The organism is Bradyrhizobium sp. UFLA06-24 (genome assembly GCF_054967145.1).
In genome coordinates this window covers 1-18,655 of the sequence record NZ_JADFUE010000092.1, presented here as the reverse complement: position 1 = coordinate 18,655, position 18,655 = coordinate 1, and the positions used below count along the sequence as shown (strand labels likewise).

13 protein-coding genes and 1 pseudogene are annotated in these 18,655 nt (G+C 57.6%); 7 read left to right on the top strand and 7 right to left on the bottom strand.

Features of this window, described 5'->3' with window-relative positions:
• The first annotated feature begins 305 nt into the window (after positions 1-305).
• Positions 306-1,652, top strand: coding sequence for a citrate-proton symporter (locus IF809_RS35285; RefSeq protein WP_014497917.1), 1,347 nt, complete (start codon positions 306-308; stop codon positions 1,650-1,652).
• A gap of 389 nt (positions 1,653-2,041) precedes the next feature.
• Here the strand turns inward: IF809_RS35285 and IF809_RS35280 are convergent, their stop codons facing one another.
• Positions 2,042-2,248 (bottom strand): hypothetical protein, encoded by a 207-nt coding sequence (locus IF809_RS35280; protein ID WP_011084669.1) that lies wholly within the window; start codon positions 2,246-2,248, stop codon positions 2,042-2,044.
• Between the two features lie 556 nt (positions 2,249-2,804).
• Between IF809_RS35280 and IF809_RS35275 the strand changes: the two genes are divergently transcribed.
• The 5 genes and pseudogenes from IF809_RS35275 (at position 2,805) to IF809_RS35255 (ending at position 7,458) form a co-directional block, all read left to right on the top strand.
• Positions 2,805-3,344, top strand: a complete 540-nt coding sequence (locus IF809_RS35275; protein WP_014498653.1) for a GNAT family N-acetyltransferase — start codon at positions 2,805-2,807, stop codon at positions 3,342-3,344.
• A gap of 191 nt (positions 3,345-3,535) precedes the next feature.
• Positions 3,536-4,332, top strand: a pseudogene (locus IF809_RS35270) (IS1380 family transposase); the annotation flags it as partial.
• Positions 4,333-5,044: 712 nt separating this feature from the next.
• Positions 5,045-5,428: a hypothetical protein gene (locus IF809_RS35265; RefSeq protein ID WP_011084664.1), complete on the top strand. Its 384-nt coding sequence runs from the start codon at positions 5,045-5,047 to the stop codon at positions 5,426-5,428.
• A gap of 598 nt (positions 5,429-6,026) precedes the next feature.
• The gene (locus IF809_RS35260) at positions 6,027-6,305 is read left to right on the top strand and encodes a transposase (protein ID WP_259196328.1); all 279 of its coding nucleotides are present in this window, start codon (positions 6,027-6,029) and stop codon (positions 6,303-6,305) included.
• 142 nt (positions 6,306-6,447) lie between these two features.
• Positions 6,448-7,458, top strand: a complete 1,011-nt coding sequence (locus IF809_RS35255; protein ID WP_011084661.1) for an IS481 family transposase — start codon at positions 6,448-6,450, stop codon at positions 7,456-7,458.
• Positions 7,459-7,788: 330 nt separating this feature from the next.
• On the opposite strand, the gene IF809_RS35250 is transcribed toward IF809_RS35255, so the two are convergent.
• The 4 genes from IF809_RS35250 to IF809_RS35235 form a co-directional block, all read right to left on the bottom strand.
• Entirely contained in the window at positions 7,789-10,032 is a 2,244-nt protein-coding gene (locus IF809_RS35250) for a hypothetical protein (RefSeq protein ID WP_011084660.1), read from the bottom strand.
• Positions 10,033-10,458: 426 nt separating this feature from the next.
• Positions 10,459-11,700 carry a cytochrome P450 gene (locus IF809_RS35245; protein ID WP_011084659.1) on the bottom strand — a complete coding sequence of 414 codons (1,242 nt, stop codon included), beginning with the start codon at positions 11,698-11,700 and terminating at the stop codon, positions 10,459-10,461.
• A 550-nt stretch (positions 11,701-12,250) separates the two neighbouring features.
• Positions 12,251-13,132, bottom strand: a complete 882-nt coding sequence (locus IF809_RS35240) for a pantoate--beta-alanine ligase (protein WP_011084658.1) — start codon at positions 13,130-13,132, stop codon at positions 12,251-12,253.
• Between the two features lie 184 nt (positions 13,133-13,316).
• The gene (locus tag IF809_RS35235; protein ID WP_011084657.1) at positions 13,317-14,798 is read right to left on the bottom strand and encodes a pentapeptide repeat-containing protein; all 1,482 of its coding nucleotides are present in this window, start codon (positions 14,796-14,798) and stop codon (positions 13,317-13,319) included.
• 1,406 nt (positions 14,799-16,204) lie between these two features.
• On the opposite strand from IF809_RS35235, the gene IF809_RS35230 reads away from it, so the two are divergent.
• Entirely contained in the window at positions 16,205-17,113 is a 909-nt protein-coding gene (locus IF809_RS35230) for a hypothetical protein (protein ID WP_014497924.1), read from the top strand.
• A gap of 462 nt (positions 17,114-17,575) precedes the next feature.
• Here the strand turns inward: IF809_RS35230 and IF809_RS35225 are convergent, their stop codons facing one another.
• Positions 17,576-18,010, bottom strand: coding sequence for a VirK family protein (locus IF809_RS35225; protein WP_011084653.1), 435 nt, complete (start codon positions 18,008-18,010; stop codon positions 17,576-17,578).
• Between the two features lie 448 nt (positions 18,011-18,458).
• The coding region (locus IF809_RS35220) for a hypothetical protein (protein ID WP_462839847.1) at positions 18,459-18,655 on the bottom strand (197 nt) is incomplete at its 5' end.

The window sequence follows — 18,655 nt, the reverse complement described above, 5'->3', positions numbered from 1 at the left end:
TCTCTGACAAGCCAAGGATCGCAGAGCGAAAGCCGAAGCGAAACCAGTCAATCAAATGGGAGAAAAGCTCCGCTTACCTCTTACCGGCCAGGCCTGGGATCAGACCAGAAGTCAAATCGGCCCAGAAAGGCAGGCATTCTTATTGCAGACGTTACCGTGAGGTTTGTAGCGACGCGCTTCAGGCTACATGTGGACAGGCGCAATGGCCGTGAAGGACGAGTTCGGGCAAGCGGACTGCAACTTTGCGCGACCGGTGTCTGGTGGAAATGTTCGGGCCAGGGTTCGCGCTCCAGATCAGGTTGAGGATGGCGAGGCAATTAACTCGAGAGAGGCTGGAGCCGGTCCCCAGTCCGGCAGACGAAGGCTTAACGCGCCGGGCGGTGTTGGGCGCCACCATCGGCAATATGCTCGAATTCTACGACTTCGGCACCTATAGCTTTTTCGCAATACAGATCGGTCAGGCGTTCTTCCCGGCAACCGACCAGTTCGCCAGCCTCATGCTGTCACTCGGAACCTTCGGCGCGGGTTTTGTGACCAGGCCAATCGGGTCCATCGTGCTCGGCTCCTATTCGGATCGGGTTGGCCGCCGGCCTGCCATGACCGCCAGCTTTGCTATGATGAGCGTCGCGGTCCTATTATTGGCCATTACGCCATCGTACGAGACAATAGGATTTTCCGCTCCGTTGCTAGCCATCTTCGCACGCTTGCTGCAGGGCTTTGCTCTCGGAGGCGAAGTCGGTCCAACGACAGCCTACTTGATGGAAGCGGCACCAGCCAAAGCCCGCGGTCTTGCTGTCTCCTTTCAGCCCGCGAGCCAACAGGTCGCTGCGACGGCTGGAGCGTTGGTTGGAGAAATACTCTCGCTCACCATGACAAGTGAGGCGCTCAATGCATACGGATGGCGGATCGCGCTGTTGCTCGGCGCCGTTACTTTGCCGTTCGGACTTTGGCTGCGGAGCGTCCTACCCGAAACGTTTCTCCGCCCGGAGGCGCCGGTTCTGGTCACCCGGCCTGTAAGGCGATCGCCCGCCGCTCGCCGCATCATGAGCTTGGGATTCGTCATCTTGGCCAGCTGCACGATCACTACTTACGTTACGGGATATATGACCACCTACGCCTTGAACACCCTCCACGTATCCGCGCCTCTCGCCTTCGGCGCCACGCTCATCAGCAATATGGCAGGCATTGCTGCGGCGCTGTTGGGCGGCCTGCTCGCCGACCGCGCAGGCCGCCGGCGCATCATGATATGGCCGCAGGCAGCTGCGTTGCTGATGATCTATCCGGTATTCTTGTGGATTGCAGAGAGCCGCAGCGCCTTCGCACTTTTAGGAGGCCTCGGCACGCTCACCCTTATCGGAACGGTTCCGTATAGCGCCTTCTACGTAAGCATGGCCGAGAGTTTGCCCAGGAACATTCGTGGTGGCGCCTTCGGGACGACTTACGCTTTTGCCATAGGCATTTTCGGAGGCACAGCTCAACTGGTCGTCACATGGCTGATCTACTTGACCGGGAGCGCACTCGCGCCCGCCTGGTACATGCTTTTCGCGAGCGCGGCCGGGCTCTTTGCCATGGTGATGATGCCGGAGACGGCGCCACTCAATTTCGAGCGAAACCATAGACGAACATCTGTAACGGCACGATCGCCGCCCTAGTAGCTTAGCCGAACAGGTAAGGATGACATCTGTGACGTCCGAAATGCGAACATCGAGCAGGAGCACGGTATGGGGCTAGCCCGAACAGCAATCTATCCTGAAAACTGGCGCAGCTTGACATCGTGAAGGAGTTCCGGCCGTAACGGCAGCGTCGCGGTCTGAAACGGCTTTCTCCGTTTACCCAACGTTCGCCGATGCTGCAGTTGAGCGATCGGGCTGCCGTCACCCGCCGGCTGGAGTGAGCAATGACTCTGATCATCTTTAGAGAACAAGAAGGCGCGGCTCGCACCATCCGCCAGCGTAAACGAACGGCATAAGGATGCGGCCGCTGACGGAGCAGCGGCCGCACGAGGCTCGATCCTCATTCTCTGCTTGATTGTTTTCCGTCGTCAGTGCAGCACGCACGCGGGATCGGTCAAGCAAAAAAACAGATCGCAGATACCATTCAATGGGTCATCGGCGCACTGAGGATACGATGTATCGGCTACCTGCACGCTGGAGGTGAGCGGTTGCGCGGCAACTTCTGCAGCAAATGGAGGTACCGCCGCGGTCGCAAGTGCGAGGGCGCTCGCCGTCACCAAAACTGACTTCTTCATTGGGAGATCGCTTCCCTAGGTTAGCCCCAGCCGTGGTGACGGTCTATATGACGACGCTACAATCGGTAAAATTGATTTTCTTGATCAGATCTATCGACCGAATGGATAAGTTCGGCCATCACCGCATCGCTCCGTCTACCCGCTCGGAACCTGTAGACCTACTTATGATCGGATGCTCGTCGCACCTCCGTCGATGCATTTCTCGGAGCACCCGACTAGGGTCTGTTTGGATTCAGGATTGAACTTCCCAGCCGGAACGATTCAAACTCAATCCGCTGCAGAAATGCCGGGGCCAAACACCTAGTTTTCCGTTAATTTCTCGGCGTCAGCTTACGGACAGCTAAGCTGCTTATCTGCGGAGTCAGGTCTAACGACCTGAAACACAATGCAACCGGCATAGGAGTGTGGTCGTCATGGACGATCGAGTTAACAATATGTCGCATGTTCCATCCTACGATGAGTATCATTACGCTAGCCCGTCTTATTCGTAAAGGACCGGCTCATGCGTCGGCTTTGTCAGCTTTCTGTCAGCTCGTCCAAATAGTAGCTCGTTGTGATGAGAACCAATTACAACAACTGGCCCTCCGACGGGCAAAGTGTGGACCAGCAGCGCGATGCGCTGGCCGGCACTTCTGGCGCAGATGGTGCTGCTTTTACGGCCGCTTTAGCTGCTGGACCAGCGTCTTCCGCTTTTGACAAGAGGACAGGTGTGTCAGTCCGCCTACACAGAGTAAGTAGCAATATTGGCAACGCCCAAAGTGTTTCTTTGTTTACTGATGCCAATGAACGCAATAAGGTGGGAGCGATGACCGTGGCGCCGGGGCGCAACAGTTTGCGAATTCTCAGCATAGAAAATCTCGGCCGGTCGAGGTACAAAGGGGTCGGGACGGCTATGATTGAAGTCGCCGATCATACTAGGCAGTCCGCGGGCCTTTCCAAGCTATCCCTTCTCTCTCAAGATGAAGGAGCTTCAGCATTTTTCTACAAGAAGGGATTCCGGTTTGCGGACGAGGGCAAGAATGCGGAAATGCGGACTGTCATTTCCAATCCACGATACGTCTCAGATGAAATTCTTATGGGCGAGATGGAGCGCTAGCCCGTCTTATTCGTAAGAGTGCGCCTGAGGGCTGGCGAGCGTGGTGTAAAGCGCTGATGCGGCGTAGGATTCGGTTGCGAAGCCACCCCATCACCTTAAACCACGCCCGCCATGACCGATGATACGATTCTGCCATCCTCGTTTCCAGCCGTTCACGCCAAGAAAGTCACAGCTGCCTTCGATGGCGGTCGATCCACGTCTACGACACGGATAAGAGCCGGCCCGTGGCCGTCGTGCTGCGGCCCGGCAAGACGCCGGGCGGCGTCGAGGTGCGTGCCCATCTGCGCCGCCTGGTACGGCATATCCGCACGCGATGGCACAACACGCAAATTACGTTCCGTGGCGACGGGCACTATGCCCGGCCGGAGGCAATGGCGTGGTGCGAGACCAACGGCATCGACTACATCTTCGGTCTGTCCGGCACCAAGCCTCTCGCCAGAAAAGTCGACGAGGTCGCCGACGACATCCGCACCCGACGCGCCATCGAGAACCTGCCGGTTCTGCGTGGCTATACCGAGACCCGCCACAAGGCAAAGTCCTGGGATCGCGAACGGCGCACTGTCGCCCGTATTGAGGCGGCGATGCTCGGCCTCGACATCCGTTTCGTCGTCACCAGCCTCGATGTCGGCTCGGCCGAGTGGATCTACGACAGCCTGTATTGCGCGCGCGGCCAAGCCGAGAATCTGACAAGCTGCATAAGTCACAGCTCGCCTCCGACCGCACCAGCTGCCGTTCGGCGCTCGCCAACCAGGTCCGTCTCGTGCTCCATACGGCCGCTTATTGGCTGATGCTGACCGTGCGCGAGGCCATTCCCAAAGTCCGGGAATTGGCCGCTGCCGAGTTCGCGACGCTGCGTCTTCGGCTCTTGAAAATCGCTGCCCGTGTGGTCGAGACCACGAGCCGCATTCGCCTTGCGTTCGCCGCGGCCTGTCCGGAAGCCGACCTGATCCGCTGCTTGCCAGGTGCGCTGCTGCCGCTCGGTCCTTGACCGGCGGGGCGTCCGCCCCCCGTTCGCCCAACCTATACCTCAAGCGCGTTGCAAAGTACGGGTCGTCAGGCGGTGAAAAGCCGAAGGCAATCCTGTGCGCCTCGTCAGACAAGATGTTCGGCCGCATCAATCGGGCCCCAAAGCCGCACTCTCACGAATCTGTCTCTTATACACATCTGACGCTGCCGACGAGATGTGTATAAGAGACAGATATCGTACAGATTCGTCGCACTCTCAGGATTGCTGGCTTCTTCAAGAATGCAGGAGCTTTGAATGAAGGATGGGGAATGCCATGGGTGTGCTGGTTTCCGCTCGATCTCGCCCACCGTTCCGATTTGGTGTCGCCCGCCATGCCCAATCGCTTTTCTTAGCTGCGGCTGAAGTTCGTGCATGGTTTCCTCGGCGCGCCCGGTGCTGCTGCTTCTTCCTCGCACGTGCGTCAGGCATTTCCTGGCATTGGACGGGGTCTTCTCGGCATAACGCATTGCAAGCTCGTCAGGCTCCAAGCTCTTCTCAGGCAATTGCAGACGCGACAACCACAAGCAGTTCTGCCCGCAGCAGCCCATTACCCTTGCCGTCCCACCAAGCCTGGTAGGTGCGATCACGGGTCGTTTCGGGGATGATCCGACGCGAGTAAAGGTGCAACAACGGCTACAGCTATCAACTAGGAAATACGAGCGTCGGCCTCCAAAGAACGGAAGCCGGATTTCCTATGGCGACTGGTTTCACCAGCCAGCGGTGGCGAGAACTGTTTCCCGGACGGACTGATGTCACATCAATCGTGGATTTTCAGGTTGCACATCCGCTCGTCGGTAACGCCGGCGATATTCTGCTCGAGCACCAACTAGGGCGAGACGGCGAACGGCCGCTAGTGAACTGGCGTCCTGCCAATGACGAAGCGAGAGCCCGTGCAGAACAACTGGGCTTCGTTCATGTGGATCCCGATGATATGGTACTTGATCCCACCCAGTCCAAACAGTGGAGATATAGGGATGGTGAATGGCAGCGCGCAACCAATTCTTCGATGTATCTCTCCAAAGCGTCGAGCGATGATGAACCTTCATCAGAGCCCGACTCGGATGGAGACTTCATGTGACGTGAGATCTCTACCAATCCATTTGAGGTGGAGCAGAGCGCAGACCAACCGACACCTGCGGCTTACGATCGAGCCTTGGACGGAGCGAAGCCCAAGCCAATTCGGCTCAAGCCGTGAGGTGCACTGTACTGGCGGCGGTTTACGAGAGCTGGTGCCTATAATAGCACAAAAGAAAACCCCGGCTTCCAGCCGGAGTTTTCGACTCCCGCCCGGGCGGGAGGAGCGGATTGCCTATGGCAGGCGCCAGCGTCATTGTGTCCTCGCCATCAGAATGGCTCGGGATCTTTCCGGGTTGCCTGGGTGAGGAGGGTTTCGTTGGCCGTTTTCTTCGTAGGCGTCTCGAGAAGTGTCGGGCCAACTCATCGAGCAACGAGACCATCCACCCGGGCTCGCCGGCATTGGATGCGAAGATCAAAAAATGGAGCAGATGTCAGGACAACTACCTTGCCTTCGTTCAACTCGCGTCAGTCAGGCTATGGCTGCGCCTTAATGAATCCGCGCCCTAACACTACTTTGGCAGATTGTTAGAATTGGGCTTTTTATTAGGATTCTCATCCTGGCTTGGTTGTGATTCAAGCTTGGGATGGACCGATTCGTTTTGACTGACGCCCAATGGGCGAAGATGGAGCCGCTGTGTCTTGGCAAGCCGGGCGATCCCGGCCGGAGCGGCAAGCTGTTTGTCGAAGCCGCGCTGTGGATTGCCCGCACGGGCAGTCCGTGGCGCGATCTTCCGCGCGCCTTCGGCAACTGGATAACTGCGTACACGCGCTTTCGCGACTGGGCGAAGGCGGGCGTCTGGAAGCGCATGTTTGATGCGGTCTCAGACGAGCCGGACATGGAATATGTCATGGTCTGTAGAAGTTTCGACTTAATCTGACGGCAAGGTTTGAACTGGCAGGGAATGGAGCTGCGGGCGAGCAGGAGCGCTCACCCAAAGGGCGCTCCCGCGCAGCCCGCGGCGTCTCACAGGGAGACGTTACCATGACCCAGGAACAGAAGTCATTCGCGCGAAAGTCGGCATGCTGGAATTGGCCAAGCAGCTCGGCAACGTCAGCCAGGCTTGCCGGATGATGGGCTATAGCCGCGACAGCTTCTACCGGTTCAAGGAACTGTACGACAAGGGCGGCGAGCTGGCGCTGATTGAGATCAGCCGCAAGAAACCGGTCCTGAAGAACCGTGTCGCGCCGGAGGTCGAGGCAGCCGTCGTTGAGCTGGGGATCGACCAGCCGGCCTGGGGTCAGGTGCGGGTCAGCAATGAGCTCAGGAGCCGCGGCCTGTCGATCTCCCCGTTCGGCGTGCGGGCGGTGTGGCTGCGTCACGACCTCGCCAACGTCAAGAAGCGGCTGACGGCGCTGGAGGCCAAGATGGCCCAGGACGGCCTGGTGCTGACCGAGGCCCAGCTCGTTGCGTTGGAAAGGGCCAAGTCCGAGAAGGAGGCGCACGGCGAGTTCGAGAGCGAGTGCCCCGGCTATTGCGGTGCGCAGGACACCTTCTATGTCGGCAACATGAAGGGGGTCGGGCGGATCTATCAGCAGACCTTCATTGACACCTACAGTAAGGTGGCGTTCGCCAAGCTGTATGATCGCAAGACGCCGATCACGGCGGCCGAACTGTTGAATGATCGCGTGGTGCCGTTTTTCGATGCGCGGGGCATCCCGCTAAACCGGATCCTGACCGACCGCGGCACCGAGTATTGCGGCAATCCGGAGCATCACGAATATGAGCTCTACCTCGCCGTCGAAGACATCGATCACACCCGCACCAAGACGAGGAGCCCACAGACCAACGGCATTGTCGAGCGCTTCCACCGCACCGTGCTCGAGGAGTTCTATCGCGTCGTGTTCCGCAAGAAGATCTATCCGAGCATCACTGCCTTGCAGAGCGATCTCGATGAGTGGATCGCTGCCTACAATGAGGTGCGCCCACATCAGGGGCGCTGGTGCTACGGCAAGACGCCGATGCAAACTTTGCGTGACGCAAGTGCTCTGTCGAGAGAAAAATTGTTGCCGGCTGCGTGGGGTCGCACATGAAACCTTTGTCGGACACCTGCCGCGACAAAGCACTCGCTGTCAGCTCAAGTCCCTTCTTTTACAAAGTTTTCCGTCTTGCAACACTCAGCGGCCTACATTCTCATCCGAGCGCCGATGTTCGCCACACCCCGCAATGGCAAGCTTGCTTGCGCGCCGATTGGCGATCCTCCGGACTGCGGGCTGATAACCCTCCCGAAAGGAGTGTTCTCTCCAGGCTCCATGCTTTTGTAAGATAGAGCTTGATGGGGCTCGGCGCTGCTCAGGCAGTCCGCCAAGCCGATGGAGGCATGAGCGCTGTCACCGGATGGCTCACCGCCGCAAGACGATACCTCACCGGATCCCCAGTCGAGCCATCTGCGCTGAAGCGTGCTCCGGATCGGGGAGGGGCTGCCACGGCTGGCCAGCGGCGGTGCTTAACAAGGACTTGCAGAACACAGGAGTGAGCCTGCCGCGATGGATCACGACATTGTCGTGCCCCTCGGCGGCTCGAGCGCTCTGCCAGTGCCGATTGTAGCCGCGCTGTTCGTCGGACTTGACGTGGCAAGCGGCGAATTCGCGATCGCCCAGCGTTGCCAATTGCCAGGCATTTACCGGGCGCTTGGTATGGATGTGCACCCACATCGGCCTTGGCATCGCACCGCTGCGCAGCGCCCTGGGCTGCAGCTTGATTTCGAATAGCGTCCCCGGCTCTCCCTTCAAGGCGTGCGGTGGATCCACTGACGCCAGTTCTCCCGCTTCCCGCAACTGTTCTAGGTATTCTTGCGATGGAAACGCATAGGTCTTCGTGCAATCGCTTGTGATTGCTGCCTTTCGCGCGTTCAATGAGCTTGCCTGTCCCTGAACCTCGGACCACATCCTTGTCAGCCGGACTATTTTTTCGTGCACTTCAGGCACTTGCGCAGGCGTGAGCAGGCCTCGCCGGCGAGGCTCCTCCAGCGCGGCTACACAGGCCTCAATCTCGGAGGACTGCGTCTGCATGCGCTTGATGACGACATCCAACACGTGTTCGGCGTCCTCGGGCTTCATGTGGCGAGCTTGCGAGGCGGCGCTTTGCTGAGCCGGCAGATCGAACTGCAGCAGCTGGTCCAATCGCTCAAGTAATCCCGGCAGTGCTTTCCTGGATGGCGGAGCCATCCACATCTGGAGGTTATCGGCCGCAGCGGATGACGCGCGTGCCTGCTCCGGAGTGGCGAGTTTCTTTGTACCGAGATCCGAGAGCACGATGACCTTGCCCGCCGGGGCCGTCGCCGCATCGGGCCTAGCGAGTTGCGGCGTGGCGGGGCTGGCCGTCGAACTCCCCTCTCCTGCGGCTGCTGCGGGCCTTGCTTTGCCCGTTCTGCGCGCCGGACTGCCTCCGCCCGCTGGGCCAATATTATCCGGAAGCGCAGCCCAAGCCGGCGGTTCAATCGTGGCTTGCGTCTTTGGCTGCAATGCCAGCAGCCGCATGACTTCGTTCGCCGTCACCCACGCAGCTTCCACGATCTGGTCCAGCAACGGCAACGGAAGGTCAGTTTCCGTTGCAGTCCCCCTCAGGCTGTCAAGCATGCCGCTCAGCCCCGATGCAAATTCCGAAAGTCGTTCCATGACTCCTTCCAGAACGGCGCGATGCTCCGCTTCGAGCGCCGCTCCATCGCTGTACAGAACGGCTTGGGCCGTCGAGACGAACGCCGGAAAAACATCTCCGATGAAGGCCCCGAGCAGGCGCACCCTCCCGCTCTCATCCATGAGGGCGTCGCGCACGTCTGGTTCCAACGTGCTCGCTTGCGAGTTGACTAAAAGCTCCACGAGAGCGATCCGCGATTGCAGATACATGCACTTCGTAAAGAGCGCCCAGCCCGTATGATGCCTTAGTGCGGCATCTTCGGCCGTGCGCATGGCGGGCGTGCTGCCTGGAAGGTGGGCGGTAGCGGCACAGACTGACTGCATCCGCTCACAGCGCAGCACCTTCTTTCCCCACAACTCCATGCATGCTGCATAGTGGTTCGCAACGCTTGTAAACAGGCGGCTCAGCTGTGCAGGCGAGGCGATGTCTTTGAGGCTGTCGAGCACGCCTTGTGCTTTCTTTCTGCTCTCCTCCAGCTCGTAGATAATCTGGGTCGCCACTTCATTACATTCGTCAGCCTCCCTCACAGTGTCATCGCGGAGCCGGCGAGCCCGATCGTTTGGCAGAATTCGGCGCGCCAAATCGGGTGGCAGACTGGCGTAGTACGCCAGAACTGTTGCGCCTGCTTTGACGACCTGATCCATCAGATCTTGTCTCTCCGGCAAGTTCCGGGCATGCCCGGCCGCTCGGCGGCAAGCTTCAAGTTCCTCAAGCAGGCTGCTCAATTCTCGCTTTGCTGCCTTTATCTCCTCCCTCGTTGGCGCCGCTACGTCCGAAGTTGGCGGCGGGTTCGCAAGCGTCGCCGCTCTCACATCAGGCTCAGACCGTATCCGCCCTACGACGGCATCGAAGGACTGATCGCGTTCCCCAGGGAAGAGACCAGACTCCGGGCTCGAACGGCTCGATTCCCTAATGCTTTCGGCTCCCGCGGCCTCAAGCTCTGATGGACCAGCTCGGCCAATGCCTTTCATGCTTCATCTCCGGATAATTGAGGGTGCGCAGCCTGTCTGGATAGGCCGACTGGCTGACGACTAGCTGACCAAGAGCATTCATCCGGATGCGCAAGGAAGAAGATGCGGCCTTGTGTTCGACTTCTATCGCAGCTTCCATGCTGCTGGAGTAACCGCGTCAGTTCCGGTGTCATCAGCTGAGACGCGAACAGGCCAGACGCCCCCTTATAGAAAACTGACAGCTATAGAAAAATGACAGTCGCGTGCACCAAGCATTCGCCTCACGTATCGTTCTTCACGGGCGATTCAACGTCTGCCCGGTTATAAATAGCTGCCGACAGAACCTTCGCTTCTATCCATTCATCTGCGCAGTTTGAAGAAGCCAAGATAGTTCACATCAATCCACACCCACCGCACACCGGCGGTCGAGACTGTCCCGATCATGGCCTAAGCTTCAATCCGCACGGGGAGAGCGGAATAGCCGTGCACGAAGTTAGATGCAATTCGCTCGGGTTCGCCGACGACCTTGATCTTCAATCCCCCATCCAAAATCTCTTCCCAGAGGACTCTCAACTGCAGTTCCGCAAGGTGTCGGCCAAGACAGCGATGGATTCCGAATCCGAACGAGAGGTGTTGCCGCACATTCTTGCGGTCGATCACGAAACTGTTGGCGTTCTCAATGACCTCTTCGTCTCTATTGCCGGAGATGTACCACATGACGACCTTGTCGCCTGTCCTGATCGGTTTTCCCCCAACGATGCTGTCTATAGCAGCAGTGCGGCGCATATGTGCGATCGGCGTCTGGTATCGAATGATCTCAGACACGGCGCTCGAGATCAACTTGGGATTGTCAGTTAGTTTCCGCAGTTCGGAGGGGTACTGGCTCATGAACAGGAGGCCGCCGGTAATCGAGTTGCGCGTGGTATCATTGCCGCCTACGATCAGTAGAATGAGGTTCCCAAGAAACTCAGTTGGCTCCATATGGCGTGTGACGGGTGAATGCGCCATCAAGGAAATCAGGTCGAGGCGTGGCTCGGCATTGATGCGCTCGTTCCAAAGCCGTGTGAAATAGTCCAGGCACTCCGACAAGATGGTGCTTCGCTTGTCCCAGCTGTCGATGGCATAGCCTGCTTTAGGAGTTGTAACAGCTGCGTCCGACCAATAGGTCAGGAGTCGCCGATCCTCAAATGGGAAGTCGAACAGCGTGGCGAGCGTTTGCGTCGTCAACTCTATGGAGACCTTGGTTACCCAATTGAAGACTTCATTACGCGGCAAGCCATCGAGAATCATCCGGACCCGAGAGCGGATCAAGGTTTCGAGCCTCGTCAGGCTTTCCGGCCCGACGATCGGACTCACCGTGTTGCGCTGCTCGGCGTGCTGGGGAGGCCCCATCTTGATGAAACTTGGGGTCCAGTGCTTATCAGGCACCTCGACAATGGTGACACCTTGCTGTGACGAAAACGCGTGGTGGTTTGTGTCGACCGCTACGATATCCCGGTATTTCGTTATTGACCAATATGGACCATGAGCGCTATTTTGACAGTAGTGAACGGGATCTTCTCTTCGCAACCGCTCGAAGCAACCCCATATGCTGTCGTCTTGAAAGCGCTTGCCCTCGCTTACATCCAGCTCGCTGAGCGGGATAATATATCCATCATCCGCTCTATGGATTTCCAATCGCCTGTTCATAACATCTCCGCAGATTTTGTTCGCGAGAGCTTACGGATCCAAACTTACGATTCACCGGTTTGAGCTGTCGTGGCGTTTGGCTGTGACAAGCTACCCGAACAGACTATCTCAAAGTGCGGCTAGCCAGCCCTACCATGTCGGGCAGTAAGGATCGCATTGACTTTCCGGCTCCATCTACTCAATGGATCGCTGAGAGCTGTCACCACCGCTGGCCTCGCCGCTTCCGGGAACGGCATCGGCGTCAACATAGTGGCTGTCGTTGCCCTGACGGCGAAGGAGCTGGTCCGGCTGCCGCGGCTAGGTCCTGTTCTTCCCAGTGACACCGTCCTGCGCCGCCCTAACAGAGGCCGCCGACGAACGTCATCGCGCTGCCCGATCGCTATCTGAGCGCTACCGCGCGAGCCCAGCGCGAAACTTCGCCTTCATTGAGGGCTCCTACAACCGAACTTGGCTTCATTCCGCTCGCATATATCGCCCCAATCGACATGGAGCTAAGAGCCACCTAACCCCGTCTACTTTTTCGGGCGAAGATCTATGAGTAATCGACTCGCTACGACTGCTTAGGCAAATCGATCCAGATATCCTGAGCACCATTTAGGAGCGTATCCTGATCTGGAACATAGATGCTATCGGAAACCGTGAGGCCATGAGCCATTGCAGCCCCAATAATTAAGAATGGGAGCTTGACCTGCTCTAAATCTTTGAAATTATCAGCGTCGACAATCCGAACAAACTCGAGTCTAAACTGTCGAAACTCTATCCGAGATGTCGCCGACGCGACCAGATCCTTCACGCTTGACGCTCCTCGGGCGATCTCTTCTCTTGAACGGTTGAGTGCCGTGAAGAGACAGGACAGCTCATCAAGCTCGGAACGGTTAAATCGCCTCAAGCGCGACGAAATGGGCACTCCGTTCTTGTATCTCACGGTCGGCACAAACCTTATCTCGCAATCGAGAAGCAGGTCTGCGACGGCGCGCTTTACCAGGATCGCCTGACCTATATCTTTCAGGCCGAAGTAACTGCGAGTTGGCCTCGAATAGCAGATCCAGCGGATTGCTCCAGTAACGGCTTCCTTCAAATAAGTTTCAGGCCCCCCTAAACGCAAATCACAGTCACCTTGCGATACATACGTTCGATAGCCGACCGGGAACATTTCGGTGTCGCTCGACGAAATCACGGCAGTTGCTCCTGAACGTAGGGCAAGTCCAATATCATCGTCCAAATTGAAATCGTAGCTCCCACCTGGTCTAAGCTGGATCTTGTTCGGGTACACTGTGACGATCGCGACATCATTCTCCAATGCCGCTCTTCTAATCAGCTCTGCATGCCCAAGATGCAGGGCGCCGAGAGTGTGGACCGTTCCAATCGTCTGACCTGTTCTCGCGACCTCCCGGATGAACGCCTTGCCTGCGGAAAGACCTGTCAGATGCATCTTCTTACTCCGCTTTTTGAACGCCAAAATAGTGGCGCGTTCGGATCTCGGAAGGCGCGCCGCCCAGCGTCTCGTGGGCCGCGCACGCCAACGAGCACCAAAGAGGTTTTACGCCCTCTCACACCTCGACCACCGCACGAACTGTCCAAAGCTCGCGCGCACTGTTCTTGCAGCTCCGAAGCAGTCAGGTTGACCCTTCTCGACCCCGTCTGATCACCGATGAGAATTCAGCCAGATAGCTTGATGGTTCGCGCGGCTGCCGCCCCTCCAGAGCGACCTGCAGTCCCCGACAACGGTCGGCGAAAAATGGTGGCTCGAAAGTGGTTATCTTAGCGCCCGAAAAGTCCACCTTTACGAAACTGGCCTGGAACGGCGATATCCCACTCAGGTTCGCATCGCGCAGGGACGATTGGTTCATGCGAACGTATGCGGCTCGCGTTGCCTCCAGGTTACTTTCGGTCATATCCGCGGCGAGATATGCCTGAACGAGATTTGATCCCTCGAAATTTGCGTGATTCAATGCCATTGATTGCGGCGGATCACCGGTGATCATCGACCTGTAGAGGTAAGCTTGGGATAGGTCCGCATGCTCCAGATCGCAGTCGCGCACAAAGGCGCAGCGGCCGCGAAAACCGGTGAATTTGGCCGCTCGCATTGTGCTCTCTGTTATCGAAATGCTTTCACCTGATGCGCTAGATAGATCCGCCCCATTCAGCTGACAGGAGTGAATAGATGCACCGGTAAGCACGGCACCCACGAGGTTCGCGTCGGACAGGCCTACGGACAGAAGCCGCGCCTCGGTCAAGTCTGCCTGTTCCAGCTCCGCTCCCGCAAGATTTGATAGGTGAAGATCAGCGAATGGGGCGCTCAGGGCTCTCGCCCGAATCCGCCCGCTCACCTTTGAGAGTCTCAGATACGGAAGATGAGCGCCCTCTAGGACGAGACCATCGATCGAGATGGGACGCACGATCGATAAACAGTCTCCCTTCGACTGAAAGAACGAGCAATCCGCCAGATGCGCCTTCGTGATCGTGACCTGGCTCAGCTTTGCGAAGCGGAAGGACGCTGAAGGGAGGAAGCATTCATTGATGGTTGAGCCCTGTAATTCCGCGCCGTCGAATACAGCATCACTCGCGTCGCACTGGTAAACGAGGAGCCCGCTGAGCATCGCGTTGTCAAAGCGTGTTCTTTTCATGCTGCAACCGTGAAAAAGGCTGCCGGTTGCATCGATTACATTGCGCAGACTGGCATCATCGAAGTTGCAGACCTGCGCTGCCATCGCATGCATATAGGCAAAATCGAGCTTGGCCCCCATGAAACTTGCCCGCTCTAGCCCCGGACAGATAAGGTTCGCCTCAGAAAGATCTGCTCGATCCAACTTTGTTCCGTAGAGCTGCGCGCGATTGAGGGTACAGCGTCGCAGCGGGAAATCTGATAGGTCATGACCGCTAAGGTTCTCGGAGGATAGCTGCAAGCCAATCCCGGTCCTTCTGATTGCCTCCTCGGTTCGCCTCCTAACAGCAGCAACCGCCAGCAGCCGGTCGGCAGCCCGGCTCCAGTACCGAACGAACTCGCCATCTGATGAAAGCTTGTCTTTCGGATCTGAGTAGTGCTCTGCCCCTTCATTCACGGTGCACTCGCTATCAGCGCCGATCCTTTGCGACATGTCGAGAGTTCCGTACTGCCAGGATTACGAGGACCTCTTTGTGCTTGGCATGGACGCAGGCTGCGGGCTTTGTGGCGAACTCGCCGGGGATTTGGTGACACGACGTGTCGACGAGACTCTTATCATGTCGCTGTCCGCGGCGGCCGACGCTTGACCACGTCAGCCGAATTCTTGTCATGCCTGTCCACTGCCAATCGGTGCAATTGTCTACCACACCCACCAACCCTGATCCGTTGTTTGGCAGCGCTGATATGTCCGAAAGTGTGTTTCTTTTCGCCAGCTCTTCGACACTCCACATCACTCTCCATTAACCCGAATGCGCAACATTCTAGGTCTTTCTTCTTGTTCGGAATGGACCCGCGGCTTGCGGGCGGAACAGTGATCGTTCACCTAGCTCTGCACTCAGCCTGGCCTTACCTCATCGGCAGCAACAACCGTGCCAGCCGCATCAGTCGGAATTGTCGAGCTAAATCGGCAGCGTAATTTCCACATGGGCGCAGAATGTTCTGATTCTGACAAACACGGTCCCGCTGACAGAAACCGCATTATGGTCGCTACGCCACCTTGAAAGCAAAAATTCCGACTTCGGTTGCAGGAGGGCAAGAGCCGCAGTCCTTACGGGCACGCAATCGATCAATTGCAATTCGACACTTGCGGATCGCCGGCCTCCTGGTTAGCCAAAGCTCGCGATCGGCTAGGCCTGCTCCGCGAGCCGACGGGTCCATCTATGGGAGAACGAGTTGGGCCGATCGAAGTCGCACCCCCGTGGCTTGTTTTGCGACTAACGCTCGGCGCGCCGACGCGATCCATCGCATCAGTATTCCCAACAATGGATCTTCATGCCACGCGGCCCGGTCAGAGCCCGATGGCCGCGGCATGATCCGGCGTTAGTATCCCCAGCAGCTTCTTGAAGAGCTTTTCAAAGTCCTTCACGGGGAGCCGATGCAAGCTAGTCCAGGCAGGCTGCCCCATGCGGCTCAAGCTTACGGTAAGCGGGCCCTCCCCCGGGCTGCTTCCCCATAACCTTTCATACGGTACTGCCATGAAGCGGAGAGCGACAATGGCCCATCTCGCCAAAACTCTGCTCCGCAATAAACAACAGGCTCGCCGGCACAGACGCAATGGCCACGGGCTTTCTTCAAGCAATTGGGTCTGGTCAGCTGTTCGACAGCTAGGCTTTCTAGCATAACAGCATCTTTATCCGGACTGGAGCCCGACTCGAACACAAATATCTGGACGAGAAGCATGAGCTGGATTGCCGGTCAGGGGCCTGCCGCACGCCTCAACACCGAACGTTCGAGAACCAGACCGGTGCATCTTATACAAACTGCGCCCGTCTCAGTTCCTGCTCCTGATCTGATCAACTTTTGCATGACGATATTGAAGGCCGACAAAAGGAGACCGGAATGGCCCCATTTGACAACGTCAACCCATCCGAGGCTCGGATGCATAACCTCGATCCACAACAGGAAGAGACGGCGCAAGCAGACTTTGAGCATCGGCTTGGAGAGGCTCAGCCAATCCTCGCATCATTAGCTTCACCCGCGGCTGGATCGAACCCGACGGTAACGGACGGCAACAAGAAAGCGCAAGCTATCCCTGAGAACGAACGGTGCGCGGCTGCATCGTTCGTGAGAACGCGCGGTCAGCTTGCCGCAACGTTGACTTGCGCTAACCTTGCGGAACTCAGAAGAGACATCGAACTCGCTGCGCAAAGATCAGCACAATGGCCAAGAGCGACTGGATCGTCAGCCTATCGCGTCGACAGTGACCGCGTTTACGACGACGTGTTGGCATCGTCATACACGGAGCTGCAGCGCTTTCAAAACCACGCCAGCCACTGCAGGCCACATGTGTTGGACCGTCAAAGCGCGATGGCCCATTTGCGTTCCATGGCGGCTTTGCGTTACGAGCAAGCTCCCTGGAATATCTGGGGAGGCCAACGACTAGATCTGGGCCGCGCAGCGGCAGAGCACATGAGGGGCGATACCAATTCTTCGCCTTTTGTGTCACTGTCCGAGGACGCCTCACTACTGCTCGTTTCGCCGGACGACGACAAGGAGTTTGGCGCCAAAGTCATCGCGGAAAACGCGAATGAGTTGCACACCTACACGGTGCCGAGGGTCACAACTTGGACGGCGGAAGACATCGTCAGTATTCTCGAGGATGGAACCGAAAATGATGAACCCGATCTGGCATGGGTGAGTGCTACCCCAACCGAAGAGCGTGAGGTACTATTTCTGGGTGGGAATCTGGACGACTTTCGGACGGCCAGCGCATCGAATCCGTACAAAAAGTCAGGAGCAAAAGGCTGATGACGCAGGCTCCGGAAAGGGTGATTTGCCTTTTCCGATGCTTGGAAAAGTCGAAAACAGCGTTCATGCTATAATCCTCCGGTCCGTCTGCCCGGCGAGGGGGAGCGTCAACAACGCCGGTCCTGGCTGGATCCGCTTAAATATGATGTTCTCACGAGGGCCGCGGGCAGCGCGTGGACGTAGCGAGATCATCTGGACGTTCAACCGAGAGGTATTGGCTCAGCCCCATACGACGACTGCATGAGCCGCCGATCTTCCACCTCAAAGATCGAATGGAGATCGGCGACATTCATGAGTTAGCTGAGCAACAAGTTCAGGCAACTTGATCCTTCCCTGACGAAAAGACGGCTAGAAAGAGTCTGGCAGTCCTGACGATCGAAAAGATCCGTATCATGCCCGGCGAAGCTGTCCACACGATGGAGGATCAAGTCTACGAAGCGCCCGTCTGCTCTGTGCTCTTCGTTACCAGATGAACTTTGCGCCATCCGGCACTTCGCAGATGAATTCGCCTTGATTCGCGAGTTCGGTGGTCCCGACGACAAGTTTGGAGGCTCGCACCGTCAGCTTGCCTTCGCGGCTAAGGCTATGGCGGATGTACTCGGTCACGGCATGTCCGGAGCTGTCGACCGTTTGATGAGCATTGGCGAAGCTGATGCCGCTCTGGCTGGTCACCCTGAAGGCATTGATGACCAGACCGGCCTGCGTCGCCGACGCAGGTTTGCCACCATCCGCGTTGGTACAGTGGGTCATATCGAGGATGAGCTTCACATTCTTCCCCGCTTGGAGGGCTCTGAGTACTTCAGTGTATTTCGGCGAGGGGTCGTCGGCTCTTGCCGGCGCGCTCGCGGCCGAAAGCAAGGACAACAGGATCGTTAGTCCTCGGCCAGTAACCTTCATATGCTCTTCTCCCTCGATAAGTACCGCCGATTGCGGCCTCCAAGTCGTGATGCTCGCGATGCGTTTGGCTGATTCCAGACAACAAGCGCGCTCGTACAAAGCAGCCTGTCGCAACGACGCGCAAGACGTTGTAATGGCTATTCCGACATCACAACCTCGTATGTTAGGTTTGCGGAAGTGGCTTAGCTTCCCGCGCGTCGACTAGACCGGCTTGATCCAGCGTCGTCCGCTTGGAAACAGCAAACCAAACCGGTTGCGCTGGTCCGCCACAGGCCTCTCGAGCGAGAGAATGTAGTTCTCGCCTCTGCATAAGTAGACGATCTACGAACGCGCCTTTCGCCACCTCAAGCACCGGCTCGTCCATCTTGCTGTGCACGGGCTGTCTGCCTTAGATCACGCGTCCACAATGAAGTGGTGGGCGCGTCCTGGCGTGCCGATCCGAACAATCTCAGGCATCCAATAGCAGCCCAATCGAACACCAATGCCAGGAGGCAAACGGCAGCACCGATTTTGATCCGACGCTTCGCGCGACTTCCTTCCGGCTGGCTGTTCGCCATGCTGACTGACTCAATTCGACTCCGTCAAGAGCTGAAACTAAATGGCGCCCTCTCTGGTCTGTCAGCTTCTCGAAAGCTGCGCCTGCAA